The organism is Streptomyces sp. NPDC002209 (assembly GCF_042890265.1).
Taxonomy (GTDB): domain Bacteria; phylum Actinomycetota; class Actinomycetes; order Streptomycetales; family Streptomycetaceae; genus Streptomyces.
In genome coordinates this window covers 57,313-72,798 of sequence record NZ_JBIARX010000005.1, presented here as the reverse complement: position 1 = coordinate 72,798, position 15,486 = coordinate 57,313, and the positions used below count along the sequence as shown (strand labels likewise).

Annotated in this window: 11 protein-coding genes; 6 read left to right on the top strand and 5 right to left on the bottom strand. The window is 74.3% G+C overall.

Annotated features, from left to right (window positions below; all coding sequences use genetic code 11):
* Positions 1-5: 5 nt before the first annotated feature.
* Positions 6-1,163 (top strand): ROK family transcriptional regulator, encoded by a 1,158-nt coding sequence (locus ACFYXK_RS11930; protein WP_389411012.1) that lies wholly within the window; start codon positions 6-8, stop codon positions 1,161-1,163.
* A gap of 543 nt (positions 1,164-1,706) precedes the next feature.
* Here the strand turns inward: ACFYXK_RS11930 and ACFYXK_RS11925 are convergent.
* The gene (locus tag ACFYXK_RS11925; protein WP_389411011.1) at positions 1,707-2,468 is read right to left on the bottom strand and encodes a GntR family transcriptional regulator; all 762 of its coding nucleotides are present in this window, start codon (positions 2,466-2,468) and stop codon (positions 1,707-1,709) included.
* 368 nt (positions 2,469-2,836) lie between these two features.
* Here ACFYXK_RS11925 and ACFYXK_RS11920 point away from each other — a divergent pair, with 368 nt between their 5' ends.
* The 4 genes from ACFYXK_RS11920 (at position 2,837) to ACFYXK_RS11905 (ending at position 8,882) form a co-directional block, all read left to right on the top strand.
* Positions 2,837-3,688: an alpha/beta fold hydrolase gene (locus ACFYXK_RS11920; protein WP_389411010.1), complete on the top strand. Its 852-nt coding sequence runs from the start codon at positions 2,837-2,839 to the stop codon at positions 3,686-3,688.
* 106 nt (positions 3,689-3,794) lie between these two features.
* Positions 3,795-5,390 (top strand): alkaline phosphatase D family protein, encoded by a 1,596-nt coding sequence (locus ACFYXK_RS11915; protein ID WP_389411009.1) that lies wholly within the window; start codon positions 3,795-3,797, stop codon positions 5,388-5,390.
* A gap of 173 nt (positions 5,391-5,563) precedes the next feature.
* On the top strand, positions 5,564-7,018 hold the full coding sequence (locus tag ACFYXK_RS11910; RefSeq protein ID WP_389411008.1) for a GNAT family N-acetyltransferase: 1,455 nt from the start codon (positions 5,564-5,566) through the stop codon (positions 7,016-7,018).
* Between the two features lie 160 nt (positions 7,019-7,178).
* A complete protein-coding gene (locus ACFYXK_RS11905) occupies positions 7,179-8,882 on the top strand; it encodes a DUF885 domain-containing protein (protein WP_389411007.1) in 1,704 nt (567 codons plus the stop codon).
* Positions 8,883-9,011: 129 nt separating this feature from the next.
* Here the strand turns inward: ACFYXK_RS11905 and ACFYXK_RS11900 are convergent, their stop codons facing one another.
* On the bottom strand, positions 9,012-9,539 hold the full coding sequence (locus ACFYXK_RS11900) for a rhodanese-like domain-containing protein (RefSeq protein ID WP_389411006.1): 528 nt from the start codon (positions 9,537-9,539) through the stop codon (positions 9,012-9,014).
* A 94-nt stretch (positions 9,540-9,633) separates the two neighbouring features.
* Here ACFYXK_RS11900 and ACFYXK_RS11895 point away from each other — a divergent pair, with 94 nt between their 5' ends.
* Positions 9,634-10,080: an Lrp/AsnC family transcriptional regulator gene (locus tag ACFYXK_RS11895; protein WP_030300211.1), complete on the top strand. Its 447-nt coding sequence runs from the start codon at positions 9,634-9,636 to the stop codon at positions 10,078-10,080.
* Here the strand turns inward: ACFYXK_RS11895 and ACFYXK_RS11890 are convergent.
* The 3 genes from ACFYXK_RS11890 to ACFYXK_RS11880 all read right to left on the bottom strand — a co-directional run bounded on the left by ACFYXK_RS11890 (position 10,070) and on the right by ACFYXK_RS11880 (position 15,007).
* Positions 10,070-13,081: an AAA family ATPase gene (locus tag ACFYXK_RS11890; protein ID WP_389411005.1), complete on the bottom strand. Its 3,012-nt coding sequence runs from the start codon at positions 13,079-13,081 to the stop codon at positions 10,070-10,072. The two genes, ACFYXK_RS11895 and ACFYXK_RS11890, sit on opposite strands and share 11 nt — an antisense overlap.
* Entirely contained in the window at positions 13,078-14,244 is a 1,167-nt protein-coding gene (locus ACFYXK_RS11885) for an exonuclease SbcCD subunit D (protein WP_389411004.1), read from the bottom strand. Before ACFYXK_RS11885 ends, ACFYXK_RS11890 begins: the two co-directional genes overlap by 4 nt.
* A gap of 136 nt (positions 14,245-14,380) precedes the next feature.
* Complete coding sequence (locus tag ACFYXK_RS11880) at positions 14,381-15,007, bottom strand: YigZ family protein (RefSeq protein ID WP_054225047.1); 627 nt, start codon at positions 15,005-15,007, stop codon at positions 14,381-14,383.
* Positions 15,008-15,486: the final 479 nt, after the last annotated feature.

The following is a 15,486-nucleotide window of genomic DNA, read 5'->3' as shown; positions in this document are numbered from 1 at the left end:
ACACGTTGGGGCAGCTGACCGGCGGGGATCCCTCTCTGCTCCGGCGGATCAATTCGGCCGTGGTGCTGCGTGCGCTGCGGGCGGCGGAATCGCCGACACTCACCGACCTCACTCGGGTGACCGGGCTGTCCCGGCCGACCGTCGAAGGCGTGGTCGAAGGGCTGGTCGGGACCGGGCTGGTCGTCGAGGCGGGCGCGGAGGAGGGTGCGCGACGCCAGGGGCGGCCTGCCAGGCGCTACCGGTTCCGGGCCGAGGCGGGGCACCTCCTCGGCATCGAGATCGGCTCGCACCGGATCGCGGTGCTGCTGTCCGGGCTGGACGGGCGGGTGATCGGCGCCGGCACCAAGGAGGTCGCCGAGACGGCCTCCGCCGACGAGCGGCTCGAGCGGGTGCGGGCGGCGGTGGCCGATCTGCTGCGGCGGGCCGGCGTACCGCGCGATTCCCTCCGGGCGGTCGGCGTCGGCAGCCCCGGCATCGTGGAGGCGGACGGCACCGTACGCCTCGGCACGGCCCTGCCCGGCTGGACCGGGCTGCCGCTCGGCGAGCGGCTGCGGCGCTCGTTCCGCTGTCCGGTCCAGGTGGAGAACGACGCCAATGCGGCCGCGGTCGCCGAGCACTGGAAGGGCGCGGCGCAGGACACCGACGACATGGTGTTCGTGATGGCGGGGCTCAGCCCCGGGGCGGGTTCCCTGATCGGGGGCAGGCTGCACCGCGGGTTCGGCGGGGCGGCCGGCGAGATCGGTGCGCTGCATCTGCTGGGCCGCGACGTCACGCCCGAAAAGCTGCTGTCCACGACCGGCGAACCGCTGCATCCGCTGGACGAGCAGGCGGTGGCCGAGGTGTTCGCCATGGCCAAGCGGGGCGACGAGCAGGCGGTGGCCGCGGTGGAGCGCTTCATCCAGCGTCTGGTGCACGACGTGGCGGCGCTGGTGCTGGCCATGGATCCGGAGCTGGTCGTGGTCGGCGGCTGGGCGGCCGGGCTGAACGGGGTGCTGGATCCCCTGCGCCGGGAGCTGGAGCGCTACTGCCTGCGCCCTCCGCGCGTGGCGCAGTCCCTGCTCGGCGAGGCCGCGGTGGCCACGGGAGCCCTGCGCTTGGCGCTGGACCACGTGGAGGAAGAGCTCTTCGCGGTGGAGAAGACGGTCACGACCCGCCGCCGCTAACCGCGACCCGGCCGACTGCCGGGGCCGGGGCCCGGCGCCGCCGCACGCCCCCCCGGCCACCGACCCCCGGGCTCCGGTCCGCGGGCTCCCGTCCGCGGGCTCCCGTCCGCTCGCTCCGGTCCCCGGGATCCGTTCCCCGGCCGCCGTCCCCGGGCTCCGACCGGCGGGCTCCGACCAGCGGGCTCAGGTCCGCGGGCTCAGGTCCGCGGGCTCCCGTCCGCGGGATCCGTTCCCCGGGCTCCCGTTCGCGGGCTCAGGTCCCCGGGCTCCGGTCCGCGGTCCCCGGGCTCCGTTCCCCGGCCGCCGCCCCCGGGCTCCGACCGGCGGGCTCAGGTCCCCGGGCTCCCGTCCGCGGGATCCGTTCCCCGGGATCCGACCGGCGGGCTCCGGTCCCCGACCCCGGGCTCCCGGTCCGCGGCTCGGCGCGGCGGGCGGCGGGGTATCGGTCCGCGTCCGGGGGGATGCGGTGGGCCGGGGACGCCGAACGGCCCTGTGCCGGTGGGTTCCGGGCAGGGCCGTTCGGGTTCGGGCAGGGCGCGGGGGTCAGGAGGCGACGCGGGCTTCGTGGGTGATCTCCACGTCTCCCGTGTCGCCGAACGTCAGGCGGCAGGTGTCCGCGCGGTACGTGGCGACCGAGACGGCGGCCGTTCCCGCGGCGGTGATGTAGCGGGTGGTGACCACGAGCACCGGGGCGCCCGGCAGCCGGTCGAGTTCCTTGGCGTCGTCGGCGCGCGCCGAGCCGAGCTCCACCGAGCGGTCCTGGCCGTCCAGGGCGAGCCGCTGGAGCTCGCGCAGCACGGCACGGGCCCGGGCGGGGCCGGCCGGTGCGTCGATGGCGGAGAGGCCGGGCACGGAGGCGGCCGGCACGTACAGCAGCTCGGCGGCGACGGGCTGGCCGTGGGAGACCCGGGTCCGGCGCACGGTGTGCACGGGCTGGTCGGCGGCGCCGCCGAGGAGCTTCAGGACGGCGGCGGAGGGCAGGACGGCCTCGGCCACGTCCACGATCTCCCAGCCGTCGGCGCTCTCGCCGGGCCAGCTGTGCCCCGTGCTGCCGACGGCCACGCCGACCCGCGGCGGGGCGACGGTGGTGCCGACGCCGCGGCGGCGCTGCAGGCGGCCTTCGAGTTCGAGCTGTTCCAGGGCCTGCCGCAGGGTCGCGCGGGCGACTCCGAAGCGGGCGGCGAGCTCACGCTCGTTCGGCAGGACCTCGCCCACGGAGAAGTCGCGGTCGAGCGCCTCGCTGAGGACGGTCTTGAGGTGCCAGTACTTCGGCTCCGGCACCGTTTCGAGCTGCGTGGTCCCCACCCTGACTCCTCCTGCCATCGCTGCAATCGCCGTGTTCCAGCGGCAGTTCCGCGCCCTTGTTTATTAAAGGTTCCTGCACTATCCCTGCGACGATAGGACGGCACACCCCCTTGGTCAAGACCAATCCTCACCCCTTTACCGGGCAGATCGGGCATACGTATCAAGCCGTTCATGCGATGTTCTCGCTCGCTCCGACCGGCACTCCGACCGTCGCAACGGCCGGCACGACGACCGTCGCGCCGACACGCACACCGACACGCACGCGGACATTCGCGGAAGGCTTGTCCCACCGGGCTACCGGGCGGTAATCATGGCGTTAGTCATTACTGACAGCCTGTCTCACACGCGTCCACCCGACGAGGAGCAGCATGACCGCAACGGTCTCCTTCCCGATCGAATCGCCGCTGGGCCCCCGCACCGCCACCGTCGCCTACGAGCGCAAGGGCGCCGGGGCACCGCTTCTCCTGCTGCACGGCATCGGCCACCACCTCCAGGCCTGGCACCCGGTGACCGACATCCTGGCCGCCGAGCACGACGTGATCGCCGTCGACCTGCCCGGCTTCGGCGTCTCCGAGCCGCTGCCCGAGGGGGTTGCGTACGACCTCGGAACCTTCGTCCCCGCGCTCGGCGCGCTCTGCTCGGCGCTCGGCGTCGAACGCCCGCACGTCGTCGGCAACTCGCTCGGCGGCCTCCTCGCGCTCGAGATGGGCCGCAGGAACCTGGTCCGCTCGGTCACCGCGCTCTCCCCCGCCGGTTTCTGGACCGAGGCCGAGCGCAAGTACGCCTTCGCCACGCTCCGCGCGATGCGCGTCGGCGCCCTCACGCTGCCCCACTCCACCCTGGAGCGGCTCTCGCGCAGCGCCGCCGGCCGGGCCGCGCTCACCGGCACCATCTACGCCCACCCGGCCCGCCGTTCACCGCAGGCCGTGGTCGCCGAGACGCTCGCCCTGCGCGAGGCCACCGGCTTCGACGAGACCCTGGCCGCGGGGCGCTCCGTACGGTTCACCTCGGACGTGCCCGGCCTGCCGGTCACCATCGCCTGGGGCTCCCGCGACCGGCTGCTCCTGCCGCGCCAGGGCGTACGCGCCAAGCACGCGGTGCCCGACGCCCGGCTGATCCGGCTCCGCGGATGCGGGCACGTCCCGATGAACGACGATCCGGCGATGGTCTCCCGTGTGGTTCTGGACACGGTGCGCGCCACAACCGGCCAGACGGGCTGAGCGGCTGACGGCTGTTCATCCACGGTTCGGTTGCGCGACGCGGGCGGGCCGGTGTGCGGCGGCACACTGGTCCGACCCGTCCCCGCCGGCCTCTGGAGACGCTCCGATGGCACCGATTCCGCACTCCCGACGTTCCCTGCTCGGCGGTTCACTCGCCGTGCCGGTGGGCCTCGCCCTGTCCGGCGCGCTGGCCGCGCCCGCGCTGGCCGCGCCCGTCGGCGCCCCGGCGTTCACCCGTTCCGGGCGCCCGAGCGCGCCGTGGGGCACCCAGTCCGGTGAGATCACCGCGCACTCGGCCACCGTCTGGACGCGCTCCGACCGGCCGGCGCGGATGTACGTCGAGACCTCCCCGAGCGAGTCGTTCCGCTACGGCGTCCGGCGCCACGGGGGTCCGTTCCTGGGCCCCGCCACCGACTTCACCGGCACCACCACCCTGCGCGACCTCCCGCCCGGGCAGCAGATCCACTACCGGGTGATCCTGGCCGACCCCGACGACCCGCGCCGCGCCGGAGAGCCGGTCCGCGGCACCTTCCGGACCTCCCCCGTCTCTCGCCGCCACGACGTGCGCTTCGTGTGGTCGGGCGACCTCGCGGGCCAGGGCTGGGGCATCAACCCCGACCTCGGCGGCTACCGCATCTTCGACGAGATGCGGCAGCGCGACCCCGACTTCTTCCTCTTCAGCGGGGACACGATCTACGCCGACGGGCCGATCCAGGCCGCCGTCCCGCTGCGCGACGGCAGCATCTGGCGCAACATCACCACCGAGGAGAAGGCGAAGGTCGCCGAGACCCTCGACGAGTTCCGCGGGAACTTCCGCTATAACCTGCTCGACCGCAACCTGCGCGACTTCAACGCCCAGGTGCCGGTCCTCGCCCAGTGGGACGACCACGAGGTGCGCAACAACTGGTACCCCGGCCAGGTGATCGACGACCCCCGTTACACCGTGCGGGACGTCGACACGCTCGCCGGCCGCGCCCGCCAGGCCTTCGGCGAGTACTTCCCCGTCACCGACCTCCGCGGCGGGCGCGCCGAGGGCCGGATGTACCGGGTGATGCGGTACGGGCCGCTGCTCGACGTCTTCGTCCTCGACATGCGCACCTACCGCGACGCCAACTCCCCCGGCCGCCAGACCGTGGACCCGATCGGAATCCTCGGCCAGGAGCAGCTGTCCTGGATCAAGCGCGAGCTGTCGCGCTCCCGCGCCACGTGGAAGGTCATCGCCGCCGACATGCCGCTGGGCATCGTCGTACCCGACGGGGCCGCGAACTTCGAGGCCGTCGCCCAGGGAGACCCGGGCGCCCCGCTCGGCCGCGAGCTGCAGATCGCCGAACTCCTGCGCCACATCAAGCACCAGCGCATCACGGGCACCCTCTGGCTCACCGCCGACGTCCACTACACCGCTGCGAACCACTACGCCCCCGAGCGGGCCGCCTTCACCGACTTCGCACCGTTCTGGGAGTTCGTCTCCGGTCCCGTCGGCGCGGGCGGGTTCCCCGCCGGGAAGCTGGACGCCACGTTCGGGCCCGAGACCGCGTACGTCCAATCGGCCCCGCTCGCCAACATGTCACCGTCCGAGAACCCCCCGTACTACGGGGAGGTCGGCATCGACGGCGAGTGCGGGGAGCTCACCGTCAGGTTGCGCCGCCAGGGCGGCGGCGTACTCTTCACCACGACGCTCCAGCCCGGGCGCGTGGGCCAGTAGGAATGCGGGCAGGAGCGCAGGCCCGGGGGCCTGCGGGATCGCGGATCCCGGATCCCAGATCGCGGATCCGGAATCCCGCCGGAAAACAGGGCGAAATCGGCCAGACGGACACTTAACCAGTCGGTCACAGATCGTTCGTGATCACGCAACACCCCTGCGCCACAGTGGCATGCATGACTGAACGCATCCACACCCCCGCACACCGCCACCACCGCCACCACTGGCGCCGCGACATCGTCGAACTGGCCGCGCTGTTCTGCGCCGTCGCGGTCGCCGACGGCATCGCCAATCTCGTCGTGCACGGCCCGAAGGGCCCGGTCCTGCTCGTCGCGTCGGCCGTCGCACTCCTGGTCACGGCGGCGTTCCACACCTGGTGGGCACGCCGCCACAGCCATGCGCCGCCGCCGCTCAGTACGGCGCCGTCCGATACCGCCCCCGGCGCGGTCCGGGCCGGGGCGGAGTCCGGGGCCGCGCCGCAGTCCGCGTCGCAGACCGCGACCGGCGCCACCACCTCGCTGTGGCGGATGCGGACGACCGTACGGGACGAGCCCGGCAGCCTCGCCGCCGTGTGCACCGCGCTCGCCCACCACGGCGTCGACATCCTGACCCTGCAGACCCACCCGCTCCCCGAGGGCGGCACCGTCGACGAGTTCCTGCTGCGCTCCCCGCAGCAGGTGGCAGCCGCCGACCTCTCGCGTGCCATCGCCGGCGCAGGCGGCCACAGCACCTGGATCGAGCGCGCCGACGCGCACGACCTGGTCGACACCCCGACCCGCGTCCTGGGCCTGGCCACCCGCACCGCCCTGGACGCCGCCGAGCTGCCCCTCGCGCTGCGCCAGCTGCTCGGCCGCTGCACCATCCACTCGATCCCGGCCACCACCCTCTCCGGCCGCCCCAACGCGGCCGCCCACGCCCCGGTCGAGGGCGTCCTGGAGTCGACGGTGATGCGGCTGCGCGACCCCTCCGGCGGAGCCATCACCGTGGAGCGCCCCTACCTGCCCTTCACCCCGACCGAGTTCGCCCGGGCCCGGGCGCTCGTCGAGCTCGACACCCGGCTCGGGCCGCGCGTCCCGCGCAGCCAGGACGTGCTGACCCTGCCCGAGGGCAACGAGATCACCGTGCGCCGCGCCGACGGCTCCGACCTGGCCGACGCCCGCGCGATGCACGACCGCTGCTCCGAGCGCACCCTGGGCCTGCGCTACCACGGGCCCGTCGCCGACGCCGACCGCTACCTCGGCCACCTGCTGAGCCCCCGCTTCGGCCGCACCCTCGCCGCCACCACGGCCTCCGGCAAGCTCGTCGCCCTCGGCCACCTGCTGTGGGACGGCGACGAGACCGAGGTCGCGCTCCTGATCGAGGACGACTGGCAGCGCCGCGGCATCGGCTCCGAACTGCTGCGCCGCCTGATCGCGATGGCCGTGGAGACCGGCTGCGACAGCGTGTACGCCGTCACCCAGGCCGCCAACACCGGCATGGTCGCGGCCATGCGCGGCCTCGGGCTCCCGCTCGACTACCAGATCGAGGAGGGCACGCTGGTGATCACGGCCCGGCTGGACGCCGCGCCGGCCGTCTCCCGCGTCCCGTACGAACTGCCCCGCGCGCAGCGCCCGCAGAACCACCCCCGCTGAGCCCGAGCCCGTGGGATCCGGCCGGGTGGCGCGAAGTCGCCCCCGGCCGGACCCGCTCGGCGGTGCGGGAGCAGGGGTCGGTCCGCCGCTCCCGCGCACGTCAGCAGGCTGAAAGCGAACGGTGATGACGCGGGGCGGTCCGCCGTACGAAGATGGCCGCATGTCAGAGACCCTTCGCAGCGACAGCGCCTCCCGGCTGCCCCGCCAGGTCGCCGACGCATACGTCGACGACCTCATCGCCATCGATCCGATCACGGGCACCTATCTCGGTGTCGCCGCGAGCTCCAGCCGGCTCCCGGACTTCTCCCCGGCGGGCCGTGCGGCCGCCGCCGACCTGTCCCGCTCCACCCTCGCCCGCCTCGACGCCGCCGAGCGGCTGCCCGGCGCGGACAGCGACGCCGAGCGCCGCTGCGCCCGCCTGCTGCGCGAGCGCCTCACCGCCGAACTCGCCGTGTACGAGGCGGACGAGGACCTGCGGGCCGTCAGCAACATCCACTCGCCCGCGCACTCCGTCCGCGACGTCTTCACCCTCACTCCGGCCGACACGGAAGAGGACTGGGCGGCGATCGCCGAGCGGCTGCGGGCGGTTCCCGCCGCCCTCGCCGGCTACCGCGAGAGCCTCGGACTCGGCCTGGACCGCGGCCTGTACGGGGGCCCGCGCGCCACCGGGACCTTCATCGGCCAGCTCACCACCTGGGTGGGCGAGGACGGTGACGGCGAGAGCTTCTTCGGCGAATTCGCGTCCCGCGGCCCGGAGTCGCTGCGCTCCGGGCTGGAGGAGGCGGCCGCCGGAGCGACCGAGGCCCTCGCCGAGCTCCGCGACTGGATGCGCGACGTGTACGCACCCGCCGTCGCCGGCGCCCCGGACCCGGTGGGCCGCGAGCGCTACGCCCGCTGGTCGCGGTACTTCAACGGCACGGACTTGGACCTGGACGAGGCCTACGCCTACGGCTGGTCGGAATACCACCGCCTCCTCGCCGAGATGAAGGCCGAGGCGGCCAAGATCCTGCCGGGCGTCGGCCCTTGGGAGGCGCTGAAGCACCTCGACGAGCACGGCACCCACATCGAGGGCGTCGAGGAGGTCCAGGCCTGGCTGCAGGGCATCATGGACGAGGCCATCGAGAACCTCGACGGCACGCACTTCGAGCTCGCCGAGCGCGTGAAGCGGGTGGAGTCCATGATCGCCCCGCCGGGCGGCGCGGCGGCCCCGTACTACACCAACCCCTCGGAGGACTTCTCGCGCCCGGGGCGCACCTGGCTGCCGACGATGGGCCAGACCCGCTTCCCGGTGTACGACCTGGTCTCCACCTGGTACCACGAGGGCGTCCCGGGCCACCACCTCCAGCTCGCGCAGTGGACGCACGTCGCGGACCAGCTCTCCCGCTACCAGGCCAGCGTCGGCCTCGTCAGCGCCAACGTCGAGGGCTGGGCGCTGTACGCGGAGCGCCTGATGGACGAGCTGGGCTACCTCAAGGACGCCGAGCAGCGCCTGGGCTACCTGGACTGCCAGATGATGCGCGCCGCGCGGGTCATCGTGGACATCGGCATGCACCTGGGCCTGGAGATCCCGGCGGATTCGCCGTTCCACCCGGGCGAGCGCTGGACGGTGGACCTGGCGCAGGAGTTCTTCGGCCTGCACAACGGCCGGCCGGCGGACTTCATCGAGAGCGAGCTGACCCGCTACCTGTCGATGCCGGGGCAGGCGATCGGCTACAAGCTGGGCGAGCGGGCCTGGCTGCTCGGGCGGGACAACGCCCGCGCCGCGCACGGCGACTCCTTCGACCTGAAGGCGTGGCACATGGCGGCGCTGTCGCAGGGCTCGCTGGGCCTCGACGACCTGGTGGACGAGCTGTCGAAGCTCTGACCGACGGCAGACGGCAGACGGCAGTCAGCCGTCTGCCGTCTGCCGTCTGCCGTCGTGCGACGCGGGCCGCCCGCTCCCCCTGCGAGGGAGCGGGCGGCCCGTTCGGCGTTCCGGCGCGGGATCGGCGGGTCAGCAGCCGCAGTCGTCGGAGTCGGTCGGCGCGGTCAGCGGGTCCGCCTCGGCGCGCTGCTGGCTGCCCTGCCAGGTCTCGACCTCGAAGCCCTCGCGGATCCAGTACTCGATGCCGCCGAGCATCTCCTTGACCTGGAAGCCGAGCTGGGCCAGGGCGAGGGCGGACCGGGCGCCTCCGTTGCAGCCGGGGCCCCAGCAGTACGTGACCACGGGAAGGCTCTTGTCGAGGAGCTGCTCGGCCTGCCCGGGGATGAGGGCGGTCGGCAGGTGGATCGCGCCGGGCACGTGCGCCTGGTCCCAGGCCGGGGTGGAGCGGGAGTCGACCAGCTGGAAGCCGAGCTCGGCGCCCTGCTCGCGGTGCGCCCTGAAGGCGGCGGCGACATCGGACACGTCCGCGTGGAAGGCGAGGCTCGCGGCGAAGTAGGCGGCGGCCGCGGCCGGGGCCGCCGGGGGCACCCGGAGCACGGGGTTGGCGGCGGGAGCGGGGGAGGCGGCCGGGGCGTCGGTGTGCTGTGTCGTCGTCATGGCTCAGAATCTACGAGCCGGTGATCAACTCGGGAAGTGCCTTTCCCCGGCCTTCCTCTTGTTCGGCCGGGGATTCCCCTGCTACATCTGCTCCATGACCGACTATTCCCCTGACGCCACCGACTGGCGCATCCTGACCGCCCTCCAGGAGGACGGCCGGGCCAGCTTCGCCGAGCTCGCGCGCGCCGTCTCCATGTCCGCGAGTGCGGTCACCGAGCGGGTGCGCCGCCTGGAGGAGGCGGGCGTGATCACCGGCTACACCGCCGTGGTGGACCCGGAGAAGCTGGGCAAGTCCATCCTGGCGCTGGTCCGGCTGCGCTATCCGCACGGCAACTACAAGCCGTTCCACGACCTGTTGGAGGCCACCCCGGAGATCCTGGAGGCCCATCACGTCACGGGCGACGACTGCTTCGTGCTCAAGGTCGCCGCCCGCTCGATGGGGAATCTGGAGGAGGTCGCGGGCCGGATCGCGGGCCTCGGCGCCGTCACCACCAGCATCGTGTACTCCTCGCCGCTGTCCCGCCGCCCGCTCAGTCCGTGAGGGCCGCGGTGCGGTGGCGCACCACGGAGCCGCCGCGCTGTTTGACGATCTCCAGCTGGGCCTGCACCCGGGTCCGCAGGTCGGCGACGTGGCTCACGATGCCGACGCTGCGGTCCCGTTCGCGCAGCGAGTCCAGGACGTCGAGCACCTCGTCCAGCGCCTGGTCGTCGAGGCTGCCGAAGCCCTCGTCGATGAAGAGGGTGTCCAGGCGCATGCCGCCCGCCTCGTCGGTGACCACGTCGGCCAGGCCGAGGGCCAGGGCGAGCGAGGCGAAGAAGGTCTCGCCGCCCGACAGCGTGGCGGTGTCCCGCTCGCTGCCGGTCCACGCGTCCACCACGTGCAGCCCGAGGCCGGAACGACCGCGTCCGCTCGCCTTGGCGTCGGAGTGGACGAGCGTGTAGCGGCCGCCGGACATCCGCAGCAGCCGCACCGTCGCGGCGGCCGCGACCTGCTCCAGCCGGGCGGCCAGGACGTACGCCTCCAGCCGCATCTTGCGCTCGTTGTCGGCGGAGGTGCCGGCGGTCAGTCCGGCCAGCCGGGCCACGCGGTCGTACGCCTCGCGCAGCGGACCGAGCGCGCGCAGCTCCTGCTCCGCCTGCCGGGAGAGCCGGTCCAGCTCGGCGCAGCGGACCCGGGCCGCATCCACGGCGGACCCTGCCGTACGAAGCTTCGCCGCCGCCCGGGCTTCGTACGCCTCGGCGGCATCCGGCGCGGCCGGGGGCAGCGTCGCGGCGGCGACGGTGTCGGTCTCGCCGAGGCGGTCCGCCAGCATGGCCTCCTCCGCCTGCCAGGTGTCCAGCCTCCGCTGGAGCGCGGTGCGTTCGTAGTCCGGGAGCACCGCGTCGGCGGCGGCCTCGACGGTGTCGAACCCGGCCTTGAAGGCGGCGTCGGCGAGCTGGGCGTCGGCCTCCTTCAGCCGCGCCGCGGTGTCCTCGGCCCGGCGCAGCGTGGCGGCCGCCCTGGTGACCATCCGGACCCGCTCCTCCAGGAGCCGGGCGCGCGCGGCGACCGTGGGCGCGTCCCCCCGAACGAGGGCCAGCTCGGCCTCCAGCTTGGCCTGTTCCTGGTCCAGCGAGTCGCGCAGGGTGGCCCGGGCCGCGGAGCGGCGCTCCGCGTCCAGCCGGTCGGAGCTGCGCACGGTGTGCTCGCGCTCGGCGCGGGCCAGCCGTTCCCGGGCGGCGTGCAGTCCGGCCGCCGCGGCATGGGCGGCGGCGTGCCGGGAGCTCAGGTCCGAGGTCAGCTCGAGGAGCTCCCCGGTGGTGGCCTCCCCGGCGGCCGCGGCGGCCTCGGCCCGGGCCTCCTGGACGGCTGCGAGTTTCCGCTCGACGGCGGCCCGGCGCTGCTCGGCCTGCTCGTAGCCGGCGTGGGCGGCGTCCTCGGCGGCCCGGTCCACGTGCCCGGGGGCCGGGCGCGCCGGAGCCGGGTGCTCCGCCGATCCGCACACCGTGCACGCCTCCCCCGCCACCAGCGCCTCGGCGAGCTCGGCGGCGATCCCGCGCAGCCGGGTCTCCTTGAGCTCCAGCCAGCGCTCCCGGGCGGCGGTCGACTCCTCGCGCACGGAGAGCAGCTCGCCCTCGGCGCGCTCCGCGGTGGCATCCAGCTCGTCCCGGCGCCGGGCGGCGGTCAGGTGCATCCGGGCCGGCTCCAGCCGCCCCGCGAGCTGCTCGGCCAGCGTCGCGGCCTGCTGGGCGGTGTCCACCCGCTCCGCCAGCACGGTCCGGGTGGCCTCCCAGCGGACGAGCCAGTCGGCGGACTCCCGCAGCTGCTCCTCGGCGTCGCGGGCCTCCCGCTCCAAGGTGGCCCGCTCGCGGCCGATCTCGGCGCTGCGCTGCTCGGACCGCTGGGCGGCGCCGAGCGCGCCGAGGTCCTCGCGCAGCCGCTGCTCCACGGTGGACAGCTGCTCGGTGCCCGCCTCGGCGAGGGCCGGCGGGAGTTCCGCGCGGGCAGCCGCCTCCGCGTGGGCGGCGGACAGGTGCGCCGCGGACGCGGCTCCGCGCAGTTCCAGGGCGGGGGCCACCAGGGCGCCCCGGCGGGCCCGGTCCAGCAGGGCGCGGACCCGGTCCCGCTCGGGCTCTGCCTCGGCGAGCAGGGCGGCCCGGCGGGCCGTCTCGGCGTGCCGGCGCTGGAGGCGGTCGAGCTCCCGCGCCTCCTCGGCGGCCCGCCGGGCGGCGGCGTGCCGGCCCTCGACGGCGGCCAGCGCGTACTCGGCGACGGTCAGCCGCTCCCGGGCCGCACAGCGCGCTACGGCCGCCCAGGCCCGGATCGCCCCGGCCAGCCCGGGATCGCCGGGCTGGTGCCCGGGCAGCGGCCAGGCCCGCAGATCGGGGCTGTCCCCGGCGGCCTGGGCGAGCCGCTGGGCGGTACCGAGCACCTTCTCGTCGCCGGAGCGCACCTTGGCCTCGGCGTCGCGGCGGCGCTCTGCGAGCAGGGTCTCGACGGCGGCGAAGCGCCGGGTGTCGAAGAGCCGGCCCAGCAGCCGGCCCCGCGCCGCCTCGTCGGCCCGCAGGAACTTGGCGAACTCGCCCTGCGGCAACAGCACGACCTGGCAGAACTGCTCGCGGCTCATGCCGAGCAGCTGCTCGATCTCCTCGCCGATCTCCTGGTGGGAACGGCTGAGCGCCTGCCACCGTTCCCCGTCGTACTCGCGCAGCCAGCTCTGCGCCTTGTCCTTGGTGGTGCCGGTGCCGCGCTTCTTCGGCCGGTCCTGCTCGGGACGCCGGGTGATCTCCAGGCGCCGCCCGCCCGCGGTGAGTTCGAGGGTGACCTCGGTGGGCGTCCCGGCGTCGGCGTGATCGCTGCGCAGGCTGGTGCCGGGGGCCTGGCGGGGGCCGGGCACCGATCCGTACAGGGCGTAGCAGACGGCGTCGAGGACGGAGGTCTTCCCTGCGCCGGTGGGCCCGTGGAGCAGGAAGATCCCTGCTCCGGAGAGCGCGTCGAAGTCGATCTCCTGGGGTTCGGCGAAGGGGCCGAAGGCGGTGATCCTGAGCCGGTGCAACCTCATCGGTGGGTCTCCTGCCGGCCGTCGCCCGTCCGTACGTCCTCGAAGGCGGCCTGCAGCACGGCCCGTTCGGCCTCGTCGGCGGCGCCGCCGCCCCGCACGTGGGCGACGAAGTCCTCGGCGATCTCCTGGTCGCTGCGCCCCTTGAGCCGCTGGGCGTACGAGGCCCCGCCGTCGTCCTCGCGGCCCTCGGGCTCGAAGGCGAGGCTGAGGGTGTGCGGGAAGCGGGCGGCGAGCCGGGCCATGGGGTCCTCGGGCCGGACCGGGTCGGTGAGGGTGGCCTCGATCCAGGAGCCCTCGTACGCGGCGAACGACGCCTCCTCGAGCAGGTCCTCGAGCCGCCCCCGGATCCGGGCGAGCGGCCGCGGCACGGGGGTGTCGATGCGCTCGGCGGTGATCTCGCCGTCCGGGCCGAGGTCGACCAGCCACATGCTCTTGCGGTGGTCGGCCTCTGAGAAGGAGTAGGCGAGCGGGGAACCGGAGTAACGGACCCGTTCGTTGATCGTCTGGCAGCCGTGGAGGTGGCCGAGGGCGGCGTAGTCCACCCCGTCGAAGACGGCGGCCGGCACGGCCTCGACCCCGCCCACGGCGATGTCGCGCTCGCTGTCGCTGGCCAGCCCGCCGGTGACGAAGGCGTGGGCGAGGACGACGGAGCGGGTGCCGGGGGCGCGGGCGGCGAGATCGGCCCGGACCAGGTCCATGGCCGCGCCCAGCACGGCCTCGTGGCTCACCTTCTGCGCGCCGAACCTGTCCTTCACCAGGGCGGGCTCCAGGTACGGCAGTCCGTACAGCGCCACGTCACCGTGTGCGTCGGCCAGCACCACGGGGTCGGCGCAGCCCTCGGGGTCGGTCCGCAGGTGGATCCCGGCCCGGCCGATGAGCCCGGCGCCGACGCCGAGCCGGCGGGCGGAGTCGTGGTTCCCGGAGATCATCACGGTGGGCACGCCGAGGTCGGCGAGCCGGTGCAGGGCCCGGTCGTAGAGCTCGACGGCGGGCAGCGGGGGCACGGCCCGGTCGTAGACGTCGCCGGCGACGAGGACGGCGTCGACCTCCTGCTCGCGGACGGTCTCGACCAGGTGGTCGATGAAGTCGGCCTGGGCCCCGAGCAGGTTCACGCGGTGGAAGGACCGGCCGAGATGCCAGTCGGAGGTGTGCAGGAGCCTCACTCGCCGGCCCCGCCGGACGTCTCGCCGCACATGTTTCTTCCGTCCCCCTGGTCGTCCCGGTCGTCTCCCGCTCGCTGAGCCCCTCTACGCTAACGCGTCGCCGGGGCCCCCAGGACTCGTCGGCGCAGGCTCGTCCTCAGGAGGCGTACGTCTCCCCGCCGAGGGTGAGGGTGGCGCTGCCCGCCGTACTGTCGGCGAGCCAGGCCTCGAAGGCGGGCAGGTCGGCCTCGGGCAGCGCGACCTCGATCTCGACCGCGGCCCCGTAGCGCAGGTCGACCACGGTCCGGCCGGTGGAGCGCAGGTCGTTCTGGGTCTTGCCGGCCCGCTGGTGGTCCACGGTGACGGTGGCCAGCCGGTAGCGGCGGCGGGTGAGGGTGCCGAGCTCGTCGAGGGCCTCGCCGACGACGCCGCCGTAGGCCCGGATCAGGCCGCCGGCGCCGAGCTTGACGCCGCCGTAGTAGCGGGTGACCACGGCCACCGCGTACCGGATGTCGCGCCGCATCAGCATCTGCAGCATCGGCACCCCGGCGGTGCCGCCGGGCTCGCCGTCGTCACTGGCCTTCTGGACGGAGGCGTCGGCCCCGATGACGTACGCGAAGCAGTTGTGCGTGGCGGTGGGGTGCTCCTTGCGGATGCGCGCGATGAACTCCTGCGCCTCCTGCTCGGTCGCGGCGGGCGCGAGCGAGCACAGGAAGCGCGAGCGGTTGATCTCGGACTCGTGCACGCCCTCGCGGGCCACCGTCACGTACTGGTCTGACTTCACCGCTCCACCCTAATCCGTGGTTAAGAGCGGTCCGGCCGGAGGAGAACCGGGCTGGCCGCTCGAGCACCAGGGCCGTCACATCTGGCTCCACCCGGGCTCGTGAAGCCTCCCCGTAGACCGGTGGGCGGTTCTGGTGCTCGCCGTAGTTGTGCTGTGTGGGCTCCGGGCGTACGCCTTGTTCCTACCCGGCCTGGCGCCTCAGTGGAGAACGGCGGCGCCCGGCGCCTCGCAGTACAGCCACGGTGCCCTGATGGGTGTTGGTGCCTGTGGGTGCCGGGTGGACGCCTACTGACGCCAGGATCCTTGAGGTCTCCAGGCAGATCGGCGCCACCCGACACCCTCACCCGTCAACACCATCACCTAGATCACTCGTTGGTGTTGGTGGTGCGAGCCCGCCCCACGGTGACCTCTCAATACGCCCGAGCTTTCTTGAGCTCCCGAATAGACCGAGGCCCGCGGGGCGAGCTGGTGCCACGAAC